The sequence below is a fragment of the Kitasatospora sp. NPDC004723 genome, assembly GCF_040609255.1.
Lineage (GTDB): Bacteria > Actinomycetota > Actinomycetes > Streptomycetales > Streptomycetaceae > Kitasatospora.
The window spans coordinates 1-19,241 of the sequence record NZ_JBEXJT010000039.1 but is presented as its reverse complement, the minus strand read 5'-3'; the positions used below and the strand labels follow the sequence as shown (position 1 = coordinate 19,241).

The 19,241-nt window shown below is 74.2% G+C and carries 17 protein-coding genes; 8 read left to right on the top strand and 9 right to left on the bottom strand.

Features of this window, described 5'->3' with window-relative positions; all coding sequences use genetic code 11:
* The first annotated feature begins 96 nt into the window (after positions 1 to 96).
* Entirely contained in the window at positions 97 to 1,128 is a 1,032-nt protein-coding gene (locus ABZW10_RS29010; RefSeq protein WP_355371464.1) for an NlpC/P60 family protein, read from the top strand.
* On the opposite strand, the gene ABZW10_RS29005 is transcribed toward ABZW10_RS29010, so the two are convergent.
* The 5 genes from ABZW10_RS29005 to ABZW10_RS28985 form a co-directional block, all read right to left on the bottom strand.
* Positions 1,104 to 1,661 (bottom strand): hemerythrin domain-containing protein, encoded by a 558-nt coding sequence (locus tag ABZW10_RS29005; protein ID WP_355371461.1) that lies wholly within the window; start codon positions 1,659 to 1,661, stop codon positions 1,104 to 1,106. The genes ABZW10_RS29010 and ABZW10_RS29005 overlap by 25 nt on opposite strands.
* 122 nt (positions 1,662 to 1,783) lie before the next feature.
* Complete coding sequence (locus ABZW10_RS29000) at positions 1,784 to 2,287, bottom strand: metallophosphoesterase (protein WP_355371458.1); 504 nt, start codon at positions 2,285 to 2,287, stop codon at positions 1,784 to 1,786.
* A 101-nt stretch (positions 2,288 to 2,388) separates the two neighbouring features.
* Positions 2,389 to 3,279, bottom strand: a complete 891-nt coding sequence (locus tag ABZW10_RS28995; RefSeq protein WP_355371455.1) for a M56 family metallopeptidase — start codon at positions 3,277 to 3,279, stop codon at positions 2,389 to 2,391.
* Complete coding sequence (locus ABZW10_RS28990; RefSeq protein ID WP_355371600.1) at positions 3,276 to 3,647, bottom strand: BlaI/MecI/CopY family transcriptional regulator; 372 nt, start codon at positions 3,645 to 3,647, stop codon at positions 3,276 to 3,278. Before ABZW10_RS28990 ends, ABZW10_RS28995 begins: the two co-directional genes overlap by 4 nt.
* 97 nt (positions 3,648 to 3,744) lie before the next feature.
* Complete coding sequence (locus ABZW10_RS28985) at positions 3,745 to 4,683, bottom strand: TIGR01777 family oxidoreductase (RefSeq protein ID WP_355371452.1); 939 nt, start codon at positions 4,681 to 4,683, stop codon at positions 3,745 to 3,747.
* A gap of 182 nt (positions 4,684 to 4,865) precedes the next feature.
* Between ABZW10_RS28985 and asnB the strand changes: the two genes are divergently transcribed.
* Complete coding sequence (gene asnB, locus ABZW10_RS28980; protein ID WP_355371449.1) at positions 4,866 to 6,698, top strand: asparagine synthase (glutamine-hydrolyzing); 1,833 nt, start codon at positions 4,866 to 4,868, stop codon at positions 6,696 to 6,698.
* A 91-nt stretch (positions 6,699 to 6,789) separates the two neighbouring features.
* Positions 6,790 to 7,467: a YoaK family protein gene (locus ABZW10_RS28975; RefSeq protein WP_355371597.1), complete on the top strand. Its 678-nt coding sequence runs from the start codon at positions 6,790 to 6,792 to the stop codon at positions 7,465 to 7,467.
* Between the two features lie 125 nt (positions 7,468 to 7,592).
* On the opposite strand, the gene ABZW10_RS28970 is transcribed toward ABZW10_RS28975, so the two are convergent.
* Both ABZW10_RS28970 and ABZW10_RS28965 read right to left on the bottom strand, forming a co-directional pair.
* Positions 7,593 to 8,111 carry a GNAT family N-acetyltransferase gene (locus tag ABZW10_RS28970; protein WP_355371446.1) on the bottom strand — a complete coding sequence of 173 codons (519 nt, stop codon included), beginning with the start codon at positions 8,109 to 8,111 and terminating at the stop codon, positions 7,593 to 7,595.
* A 40-nt stretch (positions 8,112 to 8,151) separates the two neighbouring features.
* Entirely contained in the window at positions 8,152 to 8,823 is a 672-nt protein-coding gene (locus ABZW10_RS28965; RefSeq protein WP_355371443.1) for a hypothetical protein, read from the bottom strand.
* Positions 8,824 to 9,210: 387 nt separating this feature from the next.
* On the opposite strand from ABZW10_RS28965, the gene ABZW10_RS28960 reads away from it, so the two are divergent.
* The 4 genes from ABZW10_RS28960 (at position 9,211) to ABZW10_RS28945 (ending at position 15,327) form a co-directional block, all read left to right on the top strand.
* A complete protein-coding gene (locus ABZW10_RS28960) occupies positions 9,211 to 9,735 on the top strand; it encodes a PadR family transcriptional regulator (RefSeq protein ID WP_355371441.1) in 525 nt (174 codons plus the stop codon).
* The gene (locus ABZW10_RS28955; RefSeq protein ID WP_355371438.1) at positions 9,732 to 10,445 is read left to right on the top strand and encodes an ABC transporter ATP-binding protein; all 714 of its coding nucleotides are present in this window, start codon (positions 9,732 to 9,734) and stop codon (positions 10,443 to 10,445) included. Before ABZW10_RS28960 ends, ABZW10_RS28955 begins: the two co-directional genes overlap by 4 nt.
* Complete coding sequence (locus ABZW10_RS28950) at positions 10,442 to 12,676, top strand: FtsX-like permease family protein (RefSeq protein ID WP_355371435.1); 2,235 nt, start codon at positions 10,442 to 10,444, stop codon at positions 12,674 to 12,676. Before ABZW10_RS28955 ends, ABZW10_RS28950 begins: the two co-directional genes overlap by 4 nt.
* 335 nt (positions 12,677 to 13,011) lie before the next feature.
* Positions 13,012 to 15,327 (top strand): collagenase, encoded by a 2,316-nt coding sequence (locus ABZW10_RS28945; protein WP_355371432.1) that lies wholly within the window; start codon positions 13,012 to 13,014, stop codon positions 15,325 to 15,327.
* Positions 15,328 to 15,388: 61 nt separating this feature from the next.
* Here ABZW10_RS28945 and ABZW10_RS28940 read toward each other — a convergent pair whose 3' ends face one another.
* Both ABZW10_RS28940 and ABZW10_RS28935 read right to left on the bottom strand, forming a co-directional pair.
* A complete protein-coding gene (locus tag ABZW10_RS28940) occupies positions 15,389 to 15,841 on the bottom strand; it encodes an NUDIX domain-containing protein (RefSeq protein ID WP_355371430.1) in 453 nt (150 codons plus the stop codon).
* 34 nt (positions 15,842 to 15,875) lie between these two features.
* Positions 15,876 to 17,381 carry an SDR family NAD(P)-dependent oxidoreductase gene (locus ABZW10_RS28935; RefSeq protein WP_355371427.1) on the bottom strand — a complete coding sequence of 502 codons (1,506 nt, stop codon included), beginning with the start codon at positions 17,379 to 17,381 and terminating at the stop codon, positions 15,876 to 15,878.
* Between the two features lie 298 nt (positions 17,382 to 17,679).
* Here ABZW10_RS28935 and ABZW10_RS28930 point away from each other — a divergent pair, with 298 nt between their 5' ends.
* A complete protein-coding gene (locus tag ABZW10_RS28930) occupies positions 17,680 to 19,119 on the top strand; it encodes a GuaB1 family IMP dehydrogenase-related protein (protein WP_355371424.1) in 1,440 nt (479 codons plus the stop codon).
* Positions 19,120 to 19,241: the final 122 nt, after the last annotated feature.

The following is a 19,241-nucleotide window of genomic DNA, read 5'->3' as shown; positions in this document are numbered from 1 at the left end:
TTGCTTAGTAGAACGCGGGCCGGGGCGGTTCTCCCCGGACACCCCCTGCCCGTGTTCCCTCCGCACCGTCTTCCCCGCCCCGAGGAGTCAGCCGTCATGGGAAAGCGCCGCAAGCCCAGCCCGCCCAGCCGGGCCCGCCTGGCGGTCGTCACCACCGCGATGGCCGGCGGCGTCGTCCTCACCGCGGGCCCCGCCCAGGCCGAGCCCGCGCCCAGCCTCGCCTCGGTCAAGGAGCAGGTCGACCAGCTCAACGAGGAGGCCGAGCAGTCGATCGAGCGCTACAACGGCTTCCAGGAGAAGCAGCAGACCCTCCAGGGCGACGCCAACCGGATCCAGGAGAAGGTGGCCCGCGGTCAGGAGGCGATGAACGAGCTGCGCACCCAGCTCGGCGGCATCGCGGCCGAGCAGTACCGCAACGGCGGCATCGACCCGTCCGTCCAGCTGATGCTCGACTCCGACCCCGGCGGCTACCTGGCCCGGGCCGCCGCGCAGAACCAGGTCGTCGACTCCCAGGCGGCGCTGTTGCGCCGGGCCCTCGACGAGCAGCGCCGGCTCGACCAGGACCGTGCCGAGGCCACCGCCACCCTCGCCCAGCTCGACGAGGCCGGCACGTCCCTGGCCGCGGAGAAGAAGGCGGTCCAGGACAAGCTGGCCAAGGCGCAGGCGATGCTCAACAAGCTGAGCGCCGCCGACCGGGCCAAGGTCAACGCCCAGGAGGCCGCCGCCACCCGCGCCTCCCGCTCCGCCGCCGCCGAGCGCCCGGCCGACGCCGCACCGGCCACCGGGCGGGCGGCCACCATCCTCCAGTTCGCCTACGCGCAGCTGGGCAAGCCCTACGTCTGGGGCGCCACCGGCCCCTCCGGCTTCGACTGCTCCGGCCTGACCGGTGCCGCCTACCGCGCGGCGGGCGTCAAGCTCCCGCGTGTCTCCCAGGACCAGTGGAAGGCCGGCGCCCGGATCGCCCGCGGCGACCTCCAGCCCGGGGACCTGGTGTTCTTCTACGGCGACATCCACCACGTCGGCATCTACATCGGCGGGGGCAAGATGATCCACGCCCCGCGCACCGGCAAGAACGTCGAGGTCCTCCCGATCGACGCGATGCCCTACGTCGGCGCCGTCCGCCCCTGAGCCGTCCGGCCCTGAGCGGTGTGCTGCCGCGGGTGGTCGCGGCGGGCGGCGGCCGGGCCGGGGCGGAAGACCGGGTCGGGCCAGTCGCCGAGCGGTGTGGTGGCGTCGAGGGCCGCGCTGATCGCGCGTTCCTCGTAGCGGAAGTGGGACTCCATGATCGCCGCGAGGCCGTCGAGCTCACGCCTGACCGCTTCGCGTTCGGCTGCGGCGGATCCGGCGGCCCGCAGGGCGAGTGCGCGCACCCGGGACAGGATCCCGGAGATCAGTCCGTGGTCCTCGACGAGTTTGGCGATCGTCGGCGCGAGGTCGGGGCGCTCGCGCAGCAGCTGGGCGAACAGGCCTTCGTCCTCGCCCTCGTGGTGGGCCGTCAGGGCCTCGCAGAAGGCCAGGCAGTGGGTACTGAGCGGATCCTCGTCCGGCCGGCGGGAGCCCGGATCGGACCTGAGGTCGTCGATCCGGCGGAGCAGGTCCCGGTGGGTACGGGAGAGCTGGAGACTGAGCGCGACCGTGCGGTCGCTGGTGGGGGAAGCCATGGCGGCCGCCCTTTCGGGTTCCACACCTCCATGCCTGGCGCGGTCCGCCACCGGCACGCGATGCCCCGCGATCGGATCACACGGCGCGGCGGCCGGTCAAGGCGGCAGGGGGGCGGTGCCGGTCAGGGCCGGGGCGGCAGCCGGTGGAGCCGGACGTCGGCCAGGCGGCCGTCGTCGACCCGGGCGGTCAGGTAGGTGGCGAACGCCTGGCGGCGGCGGTCGGTGGGCGACCCCGGGTTGAGCAGCCGCAGGCCCCCGGGGGCGGTGCTGTCCCAGGGGATGTGGCTGTGGCCGAAGACCAGGACGTCGGTGTCGGGGAAGCGCGCCTCGCACCGCTGCTCCCGGCCCCGGGCCGGGCCGGTCTCGTGCACCACGGCGAAGCGCAGGCCCTGGAGTTCCGCCCGCGCGATCTCGGGGAGGCGCTCGCGCAGTCCGGGCCCGTCGTTGTTGCCGTGCACGGCGACCAGCCGGGCGGACCGCGCCAGGAACAGGTCGAGGGTGGCGGTGTCGACCCAGTCGCCGGCGTGGAACACCACGTCGGCCTCGTCCACGGCGGTGAGCAGCGGTGCGGGCAACTGCCGTGCGCGCGGCGGGACGTGGGTGTCCGAGGTGATCAGCAGGCGCATCCGGGACTCCGTCGGGGTGGCGGACGGTGGGTCCCTCCTCCCCGCGCGCGGCGGCGCGGGAGCGTCGAAACGCCGGGGCGCCTGCTCCTACGGGTGCGCTCCTACGGGTGCGGGGCGCAGGCGAGGAGGTAGGGGAGCAGCGGGGCGGCGAGGGCGGCCAGGCGGTAGGCGCGCGCCGGGGGCGCGGGGGTGTGGGCGAGGCGCTGGACGCGGGCGAGCACGCCGGTGGACGCGGCGGCGAGGGTGCCCGGCCCGGCGGCGGGGGCGGCCGGAGCGGCGGTGGCCAGCGCGTACAGGGCGCCGGCCAGGTCGGTACGGGTCACCCGGGCGAGCGCGGCGTCGTCGGCCGCCATCTCCAGCAGCAGCGCCACCTCCGTCCGCCCGAGGCCGGCCAGCGGCAGCCGGCGGCCGAGCAGCAGCGCGAAGGTGTCCGCCGCGAGCAGCACCAGGTGGTGCCGCCCCCGCAGGTGGCCGTGTTCGTGGGCGACGGCCGCGGCCAGCCGCCGCTCGTCCAGCAGTTCCACGGCGCCGCGGGTGACCACCACCCGGGACCGGCGGCCGGGCAGGCAGTAGACGGCGGGCCGCGGGTCGTCCAGCACCAGCAGCCGGCGCCGCGGGTCCCGGGCGGCGACCAGGTCGAGCGCGGCCCGGTGCCGCCGCCGGGCCCGCGCGGCCCGGACGGCCAGGACCGCCGCCATCGCGGCGACCGCCCCGCCCGCCGCGGCCGGCAGCCACCAGCCGTGCGCGTGCGGCGCGGCGGTGGGCGGTTCGACGTGCGGCAGCAGTCCGACCAGCCCGGCCGGCTCGTGTCCGAGCGGGGCGAGCAGATGGTGCGCGGCCAGCAGCAGGCCGGTGCCGAAGGAGGCCATCAGCGCGAGCCAGACGGCGGCGCCGACGCCCGGGCGGGCCCGGAGCCGCGGTGAGCCGGCCAGCCGCCGGGGGAGCAGGACGCCGACCAGGAGCAGGTGGAGCGCGAGCAGCAGCAGGGTCACCGGGCGTCGTCCCGGGCCTTGACCTGCTCCAGGGCGGCGAGCAGTGCCGTCGCCTCGTCCCCGCTGATCCGGTCGACGAAGTGCAGCAGGGCCCCGGCCCGGTCGGAGGTGGTCTCCAGCGCCTGGTGCATCAGCTGCGCGGTGTACGACTCGCGGGTGCAGGTCGGCTCGTACACCCAGGCGCGGCCGACCTTGTGGCGTCGCAGCCAGCCCTTGGTGTGCAGGATGTCGGCGACGGTGTTGACGGTGGTGTAGGCGACGGGGCGGTCCTGCCGCAGGTCGTCGACGACCTCGCGGGCGGTGGCCGGGCGGCCCCAGGACCAGAGCCGGTCCATGATCTCGGCCTCCAGATCGCCCAGTCCCCGCAGCACCCCGTGCGCTCCTCCGCCGTCCCGCCGTTCCGCCGGCCTGCCGTTGTGCCCGCCGTACCGTCCGGGCCGCCGCCCATCGTACGGTGGCGCGCGCTCAGCGGCGCATCCGCCGGACCAGGTCGGCCGCCGCCGCCGGCCAGTGCGGGTGCTCGAAGCCGAACCCGGCCGCCTGGAGCCGGCCCGGGACGACGGCACGGCTCTTCAGCAGCAGTTCGCTGTCCGAGCGCAGCGCGAAGGCGCCCGCCCGGGCCATCCACCGGGTCGCGGGCAGCCCCAGCGGGATGCCCTTGGCCCGCCGGATCGTCCGCATGAACTCCCGCTGCGGCAGCGGCGCCGGTGCGGCCAGGTTCACCGGGCCGGTGACGTCCTCCCGGTCGAGCAGGAAGCGGACGGCGCGGACGAGGTCGTGGTCGTGGATCCACGACACGTACTGCGCGCCGCCGTCGACCGGTCCGCCGAGGCCGGTCCGGGCGAGCCGCACCAGCCGGTCGAAGGTGCCGCCGGCGTCCGGGCTCATCACCGCCGCGCAGCGCAGCGCGACCCGGCGGGTGTGCGGGGTGGCGGCGTCCGTCTGCTCGCGCTCCCAGTCGCGGGCGATCCGCACGCTGTGGTCCCAGGAGCGGGGCACGCCGGGCTCGCCGCCGCCGATGACGCCGGTTTCCTCGTCGTGCGGGGTGCCGAAGGTGTGGCTGTAGACGGTGGCGGTGCTCATCTGCAGCCAGACCCGGGGCGGGTGCCGGGCGCCGGCGATGGCCCGGCCGACGGTCCGGGTGGAGTGCACCCGGGACTCGCGCATGTCGCGCAGGTTCTGCTCGGTGTAGCGGCAGTCGATGCTGCGTCCGGCGAGGTTGACGACGGCGTCGGCGCCGTCGACCACGTCCGTCCAGCGGCCGAGCGAGCGGCCGTCCCAGTGGATCTCCTGGTCGCGCCGGGGCCGGCGGGTGAGGACCAGGACCTCGTGGCCGTCGTCGGTCAGCGCCCGGTCCAGGATGCGGCCGATCTGCCCGGTCCCCCCGGGTATGACGATTCTCATCGCGTCGAGACCCCCTCGGTCGTTCGTCGGTACCCACCCTAAGGGGTGGACTGAACGTGTTCAAAATTCCGGAGCCGCCGTGGCGTGGCCGGAAATGTGTCCGAATTCGTGGAACCACCGCCGCCGCTTGTCCGACTGCTGGGCCGGATCCGATTGTCAGCTCGTCCAAGGAGTGCTCGCGCATGTGCGGAATCACCGGCTGGGTGTCCTTTCACCAGGACGTCCGCCACAGCGCCCCCGTCATCGAGGCGATGACCGCCACCATGACCCTGCGCGGCCCCGACGCCGGAGGTGTCTGGCTCGGCCGCCACGCCGCCCTGGGCCACCGGCGCCTCGCCGTCATCGACATCGAGGGCGGCGCCCAGCCCATGCCCGACCGGCAGGACGAACCGGGTGTCGTCCTCACCTACAGCGGCGAGGTCTACAACCACCACGAGCTGCGCGCCGAACTGCGGGCCAGGGGCCACCGGTTCGAGACCCGCAGCGACACCGAGGTGGTGCTCCGCGCCTACCAGGAGTGGGGCGACGCCCTCGTCGAGCGGCTGGAGGGCATGTACGCCTTCGCCGTCTGGGACGAGCGCGAGCAGCGGCTGCTGCTGGTCCGCGACCGGCTCGGCGTCAAGCCGCTGTTCTGGGCCGAGACCGGCGGCGGGCTGGTCTTCGGCTCCGAGCCCAAGGCGCTGTTCGCCCACCCCGAGGTCACCCCCACCGTCGACGCCGACGGCCTGCGCGAGGCCTACAGCCTGCTCTTCAACACCGGCCCCACCGTCTGGTCCGGCGTCCGCGAGGTCCACCCCGGCGGCCTGCTCGTCCTCGACCGCACCGGCATCCGCGAGCGGACCTACTGGGAGCTCACCGCCCGCCCGCACACCGAGGACCTGGACGCCACCAAGGAGCGGATCGGCGAGCTGGTCAACCGTGCCGCCCGCGCCCAGCTGGAGGCGGACGTCCCGCTCTGCAGCCTGCTCTCCGGCGGCCTCGACTCCACCATCGTCACCGCCCTGGTCGCCGACGAACTGCGCCTCCAGGAGGGCCCGGACGCCAAGCTGCGCTCCTACGCCGTCGACTACAGCGACCAGGCCGAGCAGTTCACCGGCGACGTGCTGCGCACCGGCCACGACACCCCGTACGCCGCCGAGGCCGGCGCGTTCATCGGCAGCGACCACTCCACCGTGGTGCTCGACCCGCGCACCCTGCTCGACCTGGAGAACCGGCGGGCCGTCGTCGTCTCCCGGGACTCGCCGATCGGCGTCGGCGACATGGACACCTCGCTGTTCCTGCTGTTCGGCGAGATCCGCAAGCACTCGACGGTCGCCCTCTCCGGCGAGGCGGCCGACGAGGTGTTCGGCGGCTACCCGTGGTTCCACAACCCCAAGGCGCTCGCCGCGCAGACCTTCCCCTGGCTGCTCGTCACCGGCGACGAGGCGGCCATGCCGATCAACCCGGACCTCGCCGCACACCTGCGGATCGCCGAGTTCCGCGACGACACCTACCGCAGCTCGCTGGCCGCCGTCCCGCACGTGGACGGCGAGAGCCCGGCCGAGCACCGGCAGCGCGAGATGCAGCACCTGTCGCTGACCCGCTGGCTGCGCCAGCTGCTGCACCGCAAGGACCGGCTGTCGATGGCCCAGGGCCTGGAGGTGCGGGTGCCGTACTGCGACCACCGGCTGGTCGAGTACGCCTTCAGCACCCCGTGGGCGATGAAGAGCTACGACGGCCGCGAGAAGAGCCTGCTGCGCGCCGCCGGCCAGGGCATCGCCCCGGACTCGGTGCTGTGGCGGCCGAAGAACCACTACCCGGCCACCCACCACGCCGACTACAACAGCGGGCTGCAGCGGCTCGCCCGCGAGGCGCTGGACGCGCCGCACGTGCGGGACATCGCCGACGAGACGGTGATCAAGAGCAGCCTGGACACGCCGGCCGACCAGCTGGAGTGGGGCCACCGGCTCCGGCTGGAGCGGGTCGTGGACCTGGCGCTCTGGCTGGACCACCACAAGCCGGCGCTCGCGATCTGACCGCTCGTCCACTCGTCCGCCGGTGGGGCCCGACGGGCACCGTCGGGCCCCACCGGCCGGGCGAGGCTAGGCTGAGGCGGTGCTGACCCGGATGTACGGCGACCCCGACCCCCGGCACGGCCCGCTGGTGCCGATGCTGCTGGTGCTCACGGTGGTCACCGGACTGGTCGACGCGGTGAGCTACCTCGCGCTCGGGCACGTCTTCGTCGCCAACATGACCGGCAACGTGGTCTTCCTCGGCTTCGCCCTGGCCGGCGCGCCGGGGCTGTCCGCGACGGCCTCGCTCACCGCGCTCGCCGCCTTCCTGGCGGGCGCGCTGGCGGGCGGGCGCCTCGCCGAGCGCCGTCCCGGCCACCGCGGGCGGCTGCTGGTGGTCACGGCCGGCGTGCAGTCGGTGCTGCTCGCCGCGTGCACGGCCTTCGCCGCGGCCTTCGGGCACACCGCCGACCCGGTCCGCTACCCGCTGATCGCGGTGCTGGGCGCGGCGATGGGGCTGCAGAACGCGGTGGTCCGCGCGCTCAAGGTGCCGGACCTGACGACCACCGTGCTGACCATGACGCTCACCGCGCTGGCCGCCGACCGCGCCGGTGGCCGCCGGCTCGCCTCCGCCGCCTGGATGTTCGCGGGCGCCCTGGTCGGTGCCGTGCTCGTCCTGCACGCCGCGGTCCCGGTCGCCCTCGCCGCCGCCCTCGCCCTGCTGCTCTCCGTCGCCGCCCTCACCCACCAGGCCTCCCGCCCCCCCGCCACCCCCTGGTCGGCCCCGGCCTGACGCGGCCTTCGCCCGTCCACCCGGGGCGGGGGCTGTGGGGGTGCCGGAGCAGGAAGTCGGCCGGGCCGACTTCTCGTGCTGAGTGGACCGGTCTGCATATTGTGCGGGGCGGGGCGAGGAGGGGGTCAGAGGCGGGTGGCGAGGAAGGCGTCGAACTCGGCGCCGTACCAGCGGGTGGTGCGGCCCTGGGGCGTCATGGCGAGGCGGTGGCAGACGGCGGCGGAGCGGTCGTTGCCGGGGCGGACGACGGCGTGGATCTCGGTGAGGCCGTCGGCGAAGCCCTTGGCGAGGGCGGCGCGGGCGGCCTCGGTGGCGTAGCCGTGGCCCCAGGAGTCGGGGTGGAGGTGCCAGCCGACCTCCACCTCGCCGTTCCCGGTGCCGTCCGGGTCCGGCAGCGGGAGGAGCATCACCGAGCCGGCCACCACCCCGGTGTCGCGCCGCTCCAGCGCCCAGACGCCGTACCGGGGGTCCGCCGACCGGGCCCGCCAGCGGTCGATCATGGCGGGCACCTCGGCGGGCGACTCCAGTGCCCGCGGCGCGGCGCCGAGCCACTGTGCGACCTCCCAGCGCGAGTACAGGTCGTACGCGCGCTCGGCGTCGGTGTGCTCCCAGAGGCGGGCGGTCAACCGGTCGGTGGTGAACAACGGTGCTCCAATTCCGAGGGCGTGGTGTTGTGACGTGCGGTCAGTCGTCCTGCGGCTGGCTGGTGCGCCCGGACCAGCGCGGCTCCCAGCGGGCCCAGGACCGTTCCCAGCCGCGGTGCGCCCGCCGGTCGAGCACGCGCAGCCGCAGCGCCAGCACGCCGCCGACCAGCGCGGCCAGGCTCGCCGAGCCCGCCAGTCCGGTGCAGACGGCCCCGACGGTCAGCCCCACCCGGGTGGCCGGGGCGGTGGCGGGCAGCCCGGCGTCGTCGACCCACAGGACGATGGTGGAGCCGCTGGCGGTGCTGCGCGGGATCTCGACGGTGCCGGTGCGGGCGAGGCCGTCGGGGGCGGTCCAGGAGACCGAGGTGTCGGTCCGCTTCTGGTAGCCGCCGCTCCAGCGCCCGGCGCCGGTCTCCTCCGTGCGGAGTTTGCCGAGCACCAGTGCCTCGGTGCGGTGCAGCCGGCCGCGTTCGGCCTCGGCGGTGCGCCCGGCGGCGCGGTAGCCGAGGACGGCGGCGGTGACGACGCCGGCGAGTCCGACGACCAGGGCGAGCCCGGCGACCAGCCAGGCCCGGCTGCGGGCCCGGTCGACGGGACGGGCGAGTGGTTCACGGCGCTGGACGGTGCGGTGGCGGCCGAGGGCGCGGCGCAGATGGCGGCCGGCCCGCCGGGGCAGGGACGCGGTGCGGGCCGAGCGGGGTGAGCTGGACACGATGCGTGCTCCTCACGGCTGTTGGCGTGGTTCGGCCCCGTCGGATCCAAATCTCCCCCGGCGACGGCCCCTCGCACAAGAGCGGGGGGCCCGGCCCCGGCGGGCCCTTGGGCCCAAAGCACGGGGGAGGACCGGGACGTTCGGCCCTCGGCGGGCCGGGGGGTGAGGAGGCAGGCTGGGCCCTGGCCGCGTTCTCGTGCCGGGGACGCGGAGGCCCGGCCCGCTGTGGGGGCTCGCCGGGCCGCCGTGCAGAGCGGGGGACGGGGTTGGGGCCGTCCCCCGCTCGCGGCGTTTCCCGAGTAGAGATCGACATCGCGTTTATCCAGGTCAGGGCCGTATTCTCGCCAGCTATACACTCGATGTATACCTCTGGTGTATGGTCCTTCCATGAGTGTTCCCCTGACCCTTCTCGGGCTGCTGGAGCGGGAGCCGAGCCACGGCTACGACCTCAAGCGCGACTACGACACCTTCTTCGGACGCGGCAAACCCCTGCCGTACGGTCAGGTCTACGCCACGCTCGGCCGCCTGGCGCGCGACGGCAAGGTCGTGCCCGGCGAGGCCGAACCCGGCGACGGGCCCGAGCGCAAGCGCTACGTCATCACCGAGGCCGGGGTGAGCGAGTTCGAGCACTGGCTCGCCGAGCCCGTCGCCCCCGAACCCACCCTCCAGTCCGTGCTCTTCACCAAGGTCGTGCTGGCCCTGCTGCTCGGCCGCGACGCCGAGGCCTACCTCGACACCCAGCGCGCCGCGCACCTGCGCCGGATGCGCGAGCTCACCGAACTGCGCCGGACCGGCCCGCTGGTCGACGCCCTGCTCGCCGACCACGGCCTCTTCCACCTGGAGGCGGACCTGCGGTGGATCGACCTGACCACCGCCCGCCTGGACGCCCTTGCCTCGGAGGTGCGCGCATGACCCCCCTGATCGAAGCCCGCGACATCGAACTGGCCTTCGGCGAGACCCCGGCCCTGCGCGGTGCCAGCCTGGCCGCCGAGGCCGGCGAGGTGCTCGCCGTGATGGGCGCCAGCGGCTCCGGCAAGTCCACCCTGCTGCACTGCCTGGCCGGCATCCTCGTCCCCGACGCGGGCGAGGTGCTCTTCGAAGGGCAGCGGATCGACAACCTCGACGAGAACCGGCGCAGCGCCTTAAGGCGGGACCGCTTCGGCTTCGTGTTCCAGTTCGGCCAGCTCGTCCCGGAACTGACGGCCGAGGAGAACATCGCCCTGCCGCTGCTGCTCTCCGGCGTCCGCCGCTCCGCCGCCCTCGCCGACGCCCGCCCGTGGTTCGCCCAGCTCGGCCTCGACGGCCTGGAGCGCCGCCGCTCCGGCGAGCTGTCGGGCGGTCAGGCCCAGCGGGTCGCGCTCGCCCGCGGCCTGGTGACCCGCCCCCGGGTGCTGTTCGCCGACGAGCCGACCGGCGCGCTGGACTCGCTCACCGGCGAGCAGGTGATGGCACTGATGGTCGCCGCCGCCCGCGAGCAGGGCACCACGGTCGTCCTGGTCACCCACGAGCCCCGGGTCGCCGCCTACGCCGACCGCGAGGCCATCGTCCGCGACGGCCGGGCCCGTACGCTCTCCGCCGACTACGCGACCGGCCCCGCACCGGCGGGACGGGCCGCCTCGTGATCTCCTTCGCCCTGCGCCTCGCCGTCAGCGGCGGCCGGCAGGCCGTCGCCCGGCTGCTCACCATCGCCGCCGCCGCGGCCGTCGGCGTCGGCCTGCTGCTCTCCACGATCGCCGCCGTGAACGCCGTCGGCGCCACCAACGAACGGATGCTCTGGGCCAACAGCGGTGCCAAGAGCCGCACCGAGACCGCGGCCGTCGACCCGCTCTGGTGGCGCGACCGCGGCCCCGAGTTCTACGACGGCGAGCGGATGCTCTACTTCGAGGTCGCCGCCACCGGGCCGACCTCGCCGGTGCCGCCCGGTCTGCCGAAGCTGCCCGCGGCCGGCGAGTACTACGCCTCGCCCGCCCTCGCCAAGCTGATCCGGGAGCGGCCGGCCGACCAACTGGCCGACCGCTTCCCCGGCCGGCTGGCCGGCGAGATCGGCGACTCCGCGCTCGCCTCCCCGGACTCGCTGGTCCTGATCGGCGGTCAGGACCAGGCGGCGCTCGCGGCCCGGCCCGACGCCCGCCGGATCACCACCATCGCCACCGCCCTCCCGCCGGGGTGCACCAGCGACTGCCCGGCCACCGGCACCCGCGGCGACGCCATGACCCTGATCCTCTCGGTGGTCGCCGGGGCACTGCTCTTCCCGGTGGTGATCTTCATCGGCACCGCCACCCGGCTCTCCGCCGCCACCCGTGAGCAGCGCTACGCCGCGATGCGCCTGGTCGGTGCGACGCCCCGGCAGATCACGCTGATCGCGGCCGTCGAGTCCACGCTCGCCGCCGTCGTCGGCACCGCCCTCGGCTTCGGGCTGTACCTGGCGCTGCGCCCGCTGGTGGCGACCGTGCCGTTCACCGGGGACCGCTTCTTCGTCGAGGACCTCGCGCTCACCGCGCCGCAGGGCCTGGCCGTGCTGCTCGGCGTCCCGGTGGCGGCGGCGGTGGCCGCCCGGCTCGCACTGCGCCGGGTGACCATCTCCCCGCTCGGCGTCAGCCGCCGGGTCACCCCCAAGCCGCCGACCGTCTGGCGGGTCGTGCCGCTGCTGGCCGGACTCGCCGAACTCGCCTGGTTCGTCGGCCGCCGCCCGGACACCACCGACGGGCAGACCGCCGCCTACCTGACCGGCTTCCTGGTGGTCATGCTCGGCCTGGTGGTGGCCGGCCCCTGGCTGACCATGGCGGCCGCCCGCGCGGTCGCCGCCCGGACCGGCCGCCCGGCCACCCTGATCGCCGTACGACGGCTCGCCGACGACCCCAAGGCCGGGTTCCGCTCGGTCGCCGGCCTGATCCTGGCGCTGTTCGTCACCACCGCGACGGTCTCCATCATCGGCACCATCGACGCCAACCGGGGCGCGCTCAGCGGTGACCCGCAGACCCGGGTGGCGGTGGAGCACGGCGCCTCCTCCGACCAGCCGCCGATGACCGCGGCCGTCCCGGAGCGGGTGTTGGCCGACCTGAAGGCCGTCCCCGGCTTCCGGGGCCTCGCCGTCGCCCATGCCAACCCGGACGGCCTGGCCCGCGAAACGTCCAACCGGCCCGGCGGGCCGGTGCCCCTGCTGACGGACTGCGCGGACCTCGCGCAGGTCCAGGCGGTCGGCCACTGCGCCCCGGGCGCGGCCGTGGCGGCCGTCGAGCCGTACGGCTTCCTGAGCCTGAGCTCCCAGCAGGCCGTCGAGTGGCCGAGCGCGCCGATCACCGTCGAGGCGGCGGCCCGGCTGCCGGTGCAGTCGCTCTACGTGACGACGGACGGGTCGACGGCCGCGAAGGAACGGGTCCGCACCATCCTCAGCCGGGCCTTCCCGGACCACAACGCCCGGACGGTCCACGACTGGGGCTCCGCCGAGCAGCAGGTCCTCGCCGGCTGGCGGCAGCTGGCCGACGTCGTCCTGCTCACCACCCTGCCGATCGCCGGCTGCAGCCTCGCGGTCAGCGTGGTCGCCGGCCTCTCCGACCGGCGCCGGCCGTTCGCGATGCTGCGGCTCACCGGGGCGCCGCTGCGCATGCTGCGCTGGGTGATCGCCCTGGAGAGCGCGCTGCCGCTGCTGGTGGTGGCGGCGATCGCGACCGGTACGGGCTTCGGCGCGGCGGCGATGTTCCTCAAGTCGCAGATGAACTACGACCTGGTCTCGCCGGGCGCGGTGTACTTCGTGCTGGTGCTGCTCGGGCTCGCGGTGTCGCTCGGGATCATCGCCTCCACGCTGCCGCTGCTGAAGCGGATCACCGGCCCGGAGGCGGCCCGCAACGGCTGATCCCCCCGTGGCCGGCCACGGCCCTTTCGCGCGAACCCCGCCCCCGGACCCGGAGGCGGGGTTCGCGTACGTCCGGCCCGAATTCCGGCGAATTCCCGTGGCGCGCACGGAGTCTGACCGAAGGTCAAGCCCTCCGGTCGTTCCGGGACGAACGTGCGGAGTCGGGAAAGGGACTTCCGCAAGGCATGTGACATGTGCAATGGTACTGCTCACCTCCCCACCGTGCGACGGACCGGTACCCAGCCCCGTTGCCATCGGTCCTCACCCCCCCACCGGCCGTACCCCAATGCGGCCGAACCAGGCCCGGAGGCCCCCACGTGAGTACCGTGCGCCTGTTGCGACTCCCGCAACTGGCAAGACTGCTTCTGCTCGTCCTTTCCTGTGCCCTGACGATCGGCCTGTTCGCCCCGCGGAGCCAGGCCGCTCCCGTCGCCCCGACCCCCGCGGCGACCCCCAAGACCGACCGCGGCGACCTCCCGCCGCCCGGCGCCGACAGCGACCTCGCGTCGTCGGCGCACGGCCGCGACGCGGAGCCGAGGCCGGCGGACGCCGCCCCCGAGCGGCACGCCTTCCAGGAGTCCGACTCCGCGCCGGCCAAGGCTCCCGCGCCCTCCGCCAAGGCGTTCGGCCTGGGCGCGGAGGCCGCGGACACGGAGGCGGCCGACGCCGCCGCCTGCAACCCGGCGTCCTTCGCCCGGACCGGCGCGGCCCTGGTCCGCCTCGTCAAGGCGGCCAGCTACGACTGCGTCGACGGGCTGTTCCGGATCCCGACCGAGTACGCGGCCGGGGCCTTCCGCGAGTCCCAGATGCTCACCGTCATCGACGCGCTGCGCGAGAGTGCCCGCACCTACCAGGGCAACGACAACGACCACATCACGCAGCTGATGTACTACGTGCAGGCCGGCTACTCGGTGCAGTGGACCAAGGCGGACGTCGTCGGCTCGTACGACAAGCTGCCGGCCAAGATCAGCGAGGCCGTCCACGCCTTCTTCGCCAACCCCCGCTCGCTCGACGCCACCACGGCCAACGCCGTCCCGCTGGAGCGCGCCGCCGTGCTGGCCGACGTGCCCCGCCGGCCCGGCGACTACGTCGACGTCGTCAAGCAGATCCTGAACGCCTATCAGCCCGAGGCCTGGGACAAGGCCAACCTGCTGCGGGCGGTCAACCCGGTCACCCTGGTGCTGTACCGGGGCGTCAACTCCGAGGACCCGGCGTTCCGGGCGGCCGTCGTGGCCGACCCGGGCGTGCTCGACGCGCTGAACGGCTTCATCCTCCGCGCCAGGGGCCACCTGCTGGACCGGGACCGCAACAACTCCCTCACCCTCAACAACGCCATCGACGAGCTGACCCGGCTGAAGGCGATCGGGGAGATCGCCCCGCGGTCCCGCGCGATGGTGAAGAACCTGGTCGACACCTCCGGCGGCGTCACCGGGCCGAACTGGCCCCAGCGCGCCTCCGCCGTGGCCTCCATCCAGAAGTTCGACCAGGCCAACTGCGGCTACTACGGCACCTGTGACGACCCGCAGCGGTTCAAGGACGCCTACCTGCCGGTCCGGCACACCTGCAGCCCGACCCTGCGCATCCTCGGCCAGGACCTGACCGCGGCCCAGCTGGCCGCGGCCTGCACCAGCCTGAACGGCCAGGACGTCTTCTTCCACGCCGTGTCCCGGGACAAGGGCCCGGTCGCCGACGACAACAACGCGGCCCTGGAGGTCGTCGCCTTCGACTCCGACGTCCAGTACGTGCTGCTCGGCCGGGCGATCTTCAACACCGACACCAACAACGGCGGCATCTACCTGGAGGGCGAGCCCTCCAAGGCCGGCAACCAGGCCCGCTTCCTCGCCTACGAGGAGCCGTCGCGGTCCGGGGGCTACGAGATCCGCAACCTCAACCACGAGTACACCCACTACCTCGACGCCCGCTTCAACCTCTGGGGCAACTTCGACCAGGGCGGGCCCGGCAAGCTGGTCTGGTGGACCGAGGGCCTCGCCGAGGTCGTCGCCACCTCGTACCTGAAGCAGGTCAACCAGGCCGCCATCGACTCGGCGGCCCGGCACAGCTACCGGCTGAGCGAGCTCTTCGACACCGCCTACGGCGACCAGAACCGCGTCTACCAGTGGGGCTACCTGGCCGTCCGCTACATGCTGGAGCAGCACCGCTCCGACGTGGACGCGCTGCTCGCCAAGTGGCGCGTCGGTGACTGGGCGGGCTCCCGCGCCATCACGACCGCCATCGGCACCCGCTACGACGCCGACTTCGACAACTGGCTGAGCCGTTGCGCCGCCGGTGCCTGCGCGACCGTCCCGGAGTTCCCGCAGTTCAAGGCGTGCGAGAGCGGCGACACCCGCCAGCTCGACAAGAACTGCGTGCGGACCGGCATCTCGGCGACCACCGGCAACTACGCGCACTTCTACATCAACGTGCCGGCCGGCACCAAGCAGATCAGGGTGACCAGCAGCGGCGGCACCGGCAATGCCGACCTCTACTACCACTGGGGCAGCTGGGCGTACACCAACGCGTACGTCACGCGCTCGGCGGGGCCGGACAACTCCGAGACCCTGACCATCACCAACCCGCCCGCCGGCTACGTGTTCTTCAGCCTGTACGCCCAGCAGGACTTCAAGGGCGTCACCGTCACCAGCGAGTTCTGACCGGAACCCCGACAGCGGATCCTTGAGGTGAAGGTGAGACCCGTCCCGCCCGGGGCGGGTCTCACCCGTGGACGGGGTACGCGTGCGTCCCGGGCCGCGGCGAGCCGCCCAGCTCCCGGCGCCAGCTGCCGAGCACCAGCCCGGACGGGTAGAACATCGGCTCCGGCAGCGCGTCCAGCGGCAGCCGCTCCCAGCCGCCGCACGCGTGCGGCTCGGTGACCACGGCGGGCGCCAGGCTCGGCGGGGCGAGCACCGCGGCGGTCAGCCGGGGGCGGCCCAGCTCGTGGTCGAGCAGTACCGCGAGCACCCGCATCCCCTCGGCGGGCAGCACGATCCCGGTCTCCTCGGCCAGTTCGCGCGCGGCCGTCCGCTCGAAGGACTCGCCGGGGTCGACCTTGCCGCCGGGCAGGCTCCAGGTCGGAGGCTCGCCCGCGGTGGTGCGGCGGCCGATCAGCACCCGGCCGTCCCCGGTGGGCACGATCACGCCGGCGCCGAGCAGCGGTGCGGTGGTCATGGCGGTTCCTCCGTGACGTGGGGACGGGCTGTGGCTACCAGGCGGCGCGCTCGAAGTCCTTCAGGAAGCAGCCGTAGAGGTCCTCGCCCTGCTCGCCGCGGACGATCGGGTCGTAGACCCGGGCCGCGCCGTCGACCAGGTCGAGCGGGGCGTGGAAGCCCTCGTCGGCCAGTCGCATCTTGTCCGGGTGCGGGCGCTCGTCGGTGATCCAGCCGGTGTCGACGGCGGTCATCAGGATGCCGTCGGCCTGGAACATCTCCTGCGCGCTGGTGCGGGTGAGCATGTTCAGCGCGGCCTTGGCCATGTTGGTGTGCGGGTGGCCGGCGCCCTTGTAGCCCCGCTGGAACACGCCCTCCATCGCGGAGACGTTGACCACGTACTTGCGGCGGGACGCCGAGGCGGCCATCGCCGGGCGGAGCCGGCTGATCAGGATGAACGGCGCGGTGGAGTTGCACAGCTGGACCTCCAGCAGCTCCACCGGGCCGACCTCGCTGACCGTCTGCACCCAGCTGTTGGTGTCCGCGAGGTCGGGCACCAGGCCGCCGGCGTCGATCGCCGTGCCGGCCTGGATCCGCTCGGGCGTCGCCGACCCGGTGACCAGGGCGAGCGAGGTGACGTCCTCGGCGGAGATCCGCTCGCCGCCGGAGGACTGCTGCGGCAGGGCGGGCAGGTCGACGCTGCCGCTGTTGAACCGGCCGATGGTGGTGGACTGCGGCAGCTCGCCGGCCGGCAGCGGCGCGGACTCGGCGGCGACCAGCTCGCGGTAGGACTCCGGCGGGCGGCGCACGGTCTGCGCGGCGTTGTTGATCAGGATGTCCAGCGGGCCGTCCGCGGCGACCTCGTCGGCCAGCGCCATCACCTGGGCCGGGTCGCGCAGGTCGATGCCGACGATCTTCAGCCGGTGCAGCCACTCGGCGCTGTCCGGCATCGCGGTGAAGCGGCGGATCGCGTCGTTGGGGAAGCGGGTGGTGATGGTGGTGTGGGCGCCGTCGCGCAGCAGCATCAGCGCGATGTACATCCCGATCTTGGCCCGTCCGCCGGTCAGCAGCGCGCGCTTGCCGGTGAGGTCGGCGCGGGCGTCCCGGCGGGTCCGGTTCTTGACCGCGCAGTTCTGGCAGAGGTTGTGGTAGAAGGCGTCGACCTCGACGTAGCGCTGCTTGCAGATGTAGCAGGAGCGGGGGCGCTCCAGGATCCCGGCGATCTCGGTGGTGGTGACGGTGGTCAGGCCGAACGCGCCGGCCGTCTCGTCGTCGATCCGGGTCGGCGCGCCGGTCGCGGTGCGCGCGGTGACCTCGCGGTCGTTGGCCGTCTTGCGGGCCCGGGTCTCCTGGCGGCGGCGCTGCTTCAGGGTGCGGAATATGCCGCCGACGGCCTGCCGGACGGTGATCGCGTCCGGGTGGTCGACGTGCAGCTCGTCCAGCTCGGCGAGCACCTCCAGGCAGAGCCGCAGCCGCTCCGGGTCGAGGCCGGGGCCGTAGTCGATCTCCTCGGCGGTCCCGGTGCCGTTGTCCTGCTCGATGTCCACGCCCGCCGCCGTCATGCCCTCTGCCGTTTCCCGCTCGCCTCACCGACCACGGCGGTCGCCGCGTTCACCGCGTGAATGCTACGGGAGTGGCCCGGGGCGGGGCGAAAAGCCGAGTGTTTGGAGGATCCTCCAGGTCTACGCGCGGAGCTTCGATCATGGCTTGTGTGCAGTGCCAGCAATCGTGCTCGAACTGGCTTTTGGTACAGGGCTCCCGCAGAATCGAACGTCGGGTGCAGGGGCGCCCGAGTGCGCCCTGCGGCCGTGCCGCACCCGCACCCGAGATGTATCTTCTCCCAGCCAGAGAGCCCCCTTCATGCGCTTCCTGAACGACCTCATGCCCTCGTACGACCTCACGTACGACGACGTCTTCATGGTCCCCAGTCGATCCGCCGTGGGCTCCCGCCAGGGTGTCGACCTCTCCTCCAACGACGGCACCGGCACCACCATCCCGCTGGTCGTCGCCAACATGACCGCCATCGCCGGCCGCCGGATGGCCGAGACCGTGGCCCGCCGCGGCGGCCTGGTCGCCATTCCCCAGGACATCCCGACCGAGGTCATCGCCGAGGTCGTCGGCTGGGTCAAGCGGCGTCACCTGGTGCACGACACGGCCATCACCCTCGACCCCGGCGCCACCGTCGCCGAGGCGCTCTCGCTGCTGCCCAAGCGCGCCCACGGCGCGCTGGTCGTGGTCGAGGACGGCCGTCCGGTCGGCGTCGTCGCCGACTCCGACTGCCAGGGCGTCGACCGCTTCACCTCGCTCTCCGAGGTGATGTCCCGCGAGCTGCTGCTGCTCGACGAGGACATCGACCCGCGGGACGCCTTCGACAGGCTGAGCGAGGGGCACCGCAAGCTCGCCCCCGTGGTGGACCGCGAGGGCCGCCTGGTCGGCATCCTGACCCGCAAGAACGCGCTGCGCGCCACCCTCTACACCCCGGCCGTGGACGCCGCCGGCCGGCTGCGGGTCGCCGCCACCGTCGGCATCAACGGCGACGTCGCCGGCAAGGCCAAGGCCCTGCTGGAGGCCGGTGCCGACACGCTCGTCGTGGACACCGCGCACGGCCACCAGGAGTCGATGATCACCGCGCTGCGGGCCGTGCGCGGCCTGGACCCGCAGGTCCCGGTCGTCGCGGGCAACGTCGTCTCGGCGGCCGGCGTGCGGGACCTCGTCGAGGCGGGTGCCGACATCCTGAAGGTCGGCGTCGGCCCGGGCGCGATGTGCACCACCCGGATGATGACCGGCGTCGGCCGACCGCAGTTCTCGGCCGTTCTGGAGTGCGCCGCCGAGGCCCGCCGGCTCGGCCGGCACGTCTGGGCCGACGGCGGCGTGCGCCACCCGCGCGACGTCGCCATGGCGCTGGCCGCCGGTGCGTCCAATGTGATGATCGGCTCCTGGTTCGCCGGTACCTACGAGTCGCCCGGCGACCTGCAGACCACCGCCGACGGCCGGCAGTACAAGGAGTCCTTCGGCATGGCCTCCAAGCGGGCCGTGGGCAACCGCACCGCCCAGGACTCCTCGTACGACCGGGCCCGCAAGGCGCTCTTCGAGGAGGGCATCTCGCACTCGCGGATGTTCCTGGACCCGGCCCGCCCGGGCGTCGAGGACCTGATCGACTCGATCATCGCGGGCGTGCGCAGCTCCTGCACCTACGCGGGCGCGGCCACCCTGGAGGAGTTCCACGACAAGGCCGTGGTCGGCATCCAGAGCGCGGCCGGCTACGCCGAGGGCAAGCCGCTGCACTCCAGCTGGGCCTGAGCCCCTGGGGCCCGTCCTGCGGGCCCGGGGGGGGGGCGGGCGAGGGGCGGGGGGGGCCGGGGCGGCGCCCGGGGGGCGGGGGGCGCGCGGCGGGCGGGGGGGCGCGGCGGCGCCCGCGCCCC